This is a genomic window from Mesorhizobium sp. M7A.F.Ca.CA.004.06.1.1, from assembly GCF_003999135.1.
Lineage (GTDB): Bacteria > Pseudomonadota > Alphaproteobacteria > Rhizobiales > Rhizobiaceae > Mesorhizobium.
In genome coordinates, this window is record NZ_RZPQ01000665.1 from 1 (window position 1) to 3340 (window position 3340).

General features: G+C 62.5%; 3 protein-coding genes and 1 pseudogene. 2 read left to right on the forward strand and 2 right to left on the reverse strand.

Annotated features, from left to right (window positions below; all coding sequences use genetic code 11):
• A partial coding sequence (gene secG / locus EN906_RS27940; protein ID WP_127375522.1) for a preprotein translocase subunit SecG occupies positions 1-226 on the reverse strand: 226 nt, incomplete at its 3' end.
• Between the two features lie 170 nt (positions 227-396).
• On the reverse strand, positions 397-1164 hold the full coding sequence (gene tpiA, locus EN906_RS27945; RefSeq protein ID WP_127268769.1) for a triose-phosphate isomerase: 768 nt from the start codon (positions 1162-1164) through the stop codon (positions 397-399).
• A gap of 145 nt (positions 1165-1309) precedes the next feature.
• Between tpiA and EN906_RS27950 the strand changes: the two genes are divergently transcribed.
• A complete protein-coding gene (locus EN906_RS27950) occupies positions 1310-3202 on the forward strand; it encodes a SurA N-terminal domain-containing protein (RefSeq protein WP_127268770.1) in 1893 nt (630 codons plus the stop codon).
• Positions 3199-3340 (forward strand): annotated as a pseudogene (locus EN906_RS27955) (anthranilate phosphoribosyltransferase); the annotation flags it as partial. The gene EN906_RS27950 and the pseudogene EN906_RS27955, both read left to right, overlap by 4 nt.

Genomic DNA, 3340 nt, shown 5'->3' on the forward strand with positions numbered 1-3340 from the left:
GCTTCTCGCCGTAGCGGGCGACGATCGACAGTGTCAGTGACGTGGCGAAGAAGGCGGCCGCCAGGATCGCCGTCGCACGCGTCAGGGCATTGGCAGCACCACGCGCGGTCATGAAGCCGGATCCGCCACCGATGCCGAGGCCGCCGCCTTCGGAACGCTGCAGCAGCACCACGCCGACAAGGGCGAGCACGACCATGAGATGGATGACGATCAGTACGGTTTCCATAGTTTATCCTGGCAAGGCCTTGCCCGGCCGCGGACACGACCGGTGAATTGGAGGCGGCTCAATACAATGCTTTGACGGCATTTCCAAGCCCGTGGCCGGAATATGGGAAGCAACCCGTCCTTTGCAACGATTTCGTGCACCGGAAGCCCTGTCCGGCGGAGCGAATGTCTTCAGGCAATATTGCGATAAGCCTCGGCGATGCCGAGAAAATCCGCCGCTTTCAGGCTGGCGCCGCCGACCAGCGCGCCGTCGACATTCCTGACGCCGAGCAGTTCGACCGCGTTGGAGGGCTTGACCGAGCCGCCGTAGAGAATGCGCATCTTCGCCGCGACGCCGCCGAGCTTTTCCGACAGCTTTTCGCGGATATGTGCATGTGCTGCCGCCACATCGCCGGCCGTCGGCGTCAGGCCGGTGCCGATCGCCCATACCGGCTCATAGGCAATGATGGTGTTGGATGGGGTGGCGCTTGACGGGACCGAACCATCGACCTGCCGCGACAGCACGTCCAGCGTGGCGCCCGCTTCACGCTGTTCATGCGTTTCGCCGACGCAAATGATGGCAACAAGCCCGGCACGCCATGCGGCGGATGCCTTGGCCTGGACAGTGGCGTCATCCTCGCCGCGTTGCTCGCGGCATTCGGAATGGCCGACGATGACATGGCTCGCACCGGCATCCCTGAGCATTTCCGCCGAGATGCAGCCGGTGTAGGCGCCGCTCTCCTTGGTATGGCAATCCTCACCGCCGGCATGCACCGGCGTGCGTGACAGGATCTCCGCGGCGTGAGCAAGCAGGGTTGCGGGAACGCAAACCAGCGCTTCGGTCTCCGCGTCAAGTCCGCTCATGAAACCGTTGCCGATCATCCGGAGCTCGTTGAGCGAGGCGCTGGTGCCGTTCATTTTCCAGTTGCCGGCGACGAGCGGGCGAATTCCTGGCGTCATGGGTTTGCTTCTCCGGATGATATCGGGGCTCTGGCCCTCACTACCAAAATCAGGCCACAAAGCAATCGACAGTGGGCCGGAAGGGCGCTATTGCGCTTGTTTCAGACTCGGCGCGTGCGAAAATGCGCATAAATCGGAAGTAAAAATGCTTGGTATATTGAGAAACGCGGCAGGCACCTGGGTCGCGAAGGGGCTGTTGGTGCTGCTGGTGCTCAGCTTTTTGGTCTGGGGCGTTTCCGGGCAGCTGATGAGCGGTCTTGCCGGCCACGATTCGGTGATAACCGCCGGCGGCACCAAAGTATCGATCAACGAATACCGTCTCGCCTACGATCGCCAGCTCGCCGTCATGTCGCAACAGTTCGGCCAACGTCTCAGCCACGAACAGGCAAAGGCGCTCGGCGTCGACAACCAGGTGTTGGCTCAGCTCGTCTCTGGTGCCGTTCTCGACGAACAGGCCCGCAAGCTGGGCCTCGGACTTTCCAAGGATCGGCTGGCCGAGTTGACACGCGAGGACCCAGCCTTCAAGGGCCCGGGCGGCCAGTTCGACCGCAGAACGTTCGAATATATGCTGCAGCAGATCGGCATGCGGCCCGAGGACTATTTGAAGAACCGTGCCCAGGTGGCCGTGCGCCAGCAAATTGTCGAGGCGGTCTCGGATGGCCTCAAGGCTCCGGACACTTTCTTCAAGGCGGTTGCGCTCTATCGCGGCGAAGACCGCACCATCGACTATTTGACGCTGCCCAAGGCACTGGTCGAGCCGATCGCGGCGCCGTCCGATAGCGTGCTCTCGGCCTATTTCGAAGCCAACAAGAAGACATATGCGGCACCCGAATACCGCAAATTTTCCTATGTCCGCCTCGAACCCGTTGACATCATGGATACGACCGCCGTCACCGACAGCCAGGTCAGCGACGACTACAACAAGAACAAGGCGCGTTACACCACGCCGGAACTGCGCACCGTCGAGCAGCTCGTGTTCAAGACGCCGGATGCGGCCAAGGCCGCACTCGATTCGCTCAAGGCCGGCGCCACTTTCGACAAGCTTGTCACGGCCGAAGGCAAGACGCCGGCCGATACGTTGCTCGGCACGCTTGCCAAGGACAAGATCGCCGACAAGGCGGTCGCCGACGCGGCCTTTTCGCTCAACGCCAATGAAGTCAGTCAGGTCGTGCAAGGCGCCTTCGGTCCGGTGCTGCTGCGCGTCACCGAGATCAAGCCCGAGGTGGTGAAGCCACTGGCCGAGGTGTCCGATCAGATCCGCAAGGATCTGGCGCTGGGCGAGGCAAGTCGCATCCTACTGGACGTGCGCGACAATTACGATGACACCCGCGCCGCCGGCAGTTCGCTGGCGGAGGCCGCGGCCAAGCTGAAGCTTAAGGTCGTCACCATCGACGCCATCGATCGCAGTGGACTGCGGCCAGATGCAAGCATCGTCAAGGACCTGCCGCAATCGCCGGAGCTGATCAAAGCCGTCTTCGACGCCGAACCCAACACGGAAAACGATGCCTTGACCACAGCCGACAACGGCTTCGTCTTCTATGAGGTGGCGTCCGTCACGCCGGCTCGCGACCGCACGCTGGATGAGGTTCGTCAGAAAGTCGTCGCCGACTGGACGGCGGCGGAAATAAGCAAGCGGCTGGCCGCCAAGGCTGACGAACTGGAAAAGCGGCTCAAGGCCGGCGCAACGCTCGATGTCATCGCCAGCGAACTGAAGCTCGAAAAGCAGACCAAGCGCGGTGTCAAGCGTGAGGCTGACGATGTCGACTTCGGTAAGGAGGGTGCGGCAGCGATGTTCGGTGTCGGCGAAGGCGGCACCGGCTTGGTCCCCTCACCCACCGGAGACGGGCAGATCCTGTACAAGGTCGCCGAAGTGTTCGAGCCCGCCGGAGCCGATGCCAGTTCGGTGCCGGACGACGCGCAGAAATCCTTCACCTCCGGCATGTCGGATGACCTGCTCGACCAGTTGGTGGCGCAGTTGCAGACGCAGTACGACGTTCGCATCGACCAGGCCGCCGTCGCCCAAGCCTCGACAAGATGAGCGCGCTGAAAACCCATATCGCCAAGATCGCGACCGGTAGCGCGCTTTCCTTCGAGGAAGCGCGCGAGGCCTTCGACATCATCATGTCGGGTGACGCGACCCCCGGCCAGATCGGCGGTTTCCTGATGGCGCTGCGTG

Coding starts and splice junctions, on each gene's coding strand:
- tpiA (WP_127268769.1), bottom strand. CDS start 1,164: ATGACGCCAGGAATTCGCCCGCTCGTCGCCGGCAACTGGAAAATGAAC.
- EN906_RS27950 (WP_127268770.1), top strand. CDS start 1,310: ATGCTTGGTATATTGAGAAACGCGGCAGGCACCTGGGTCGCGAAGGGG.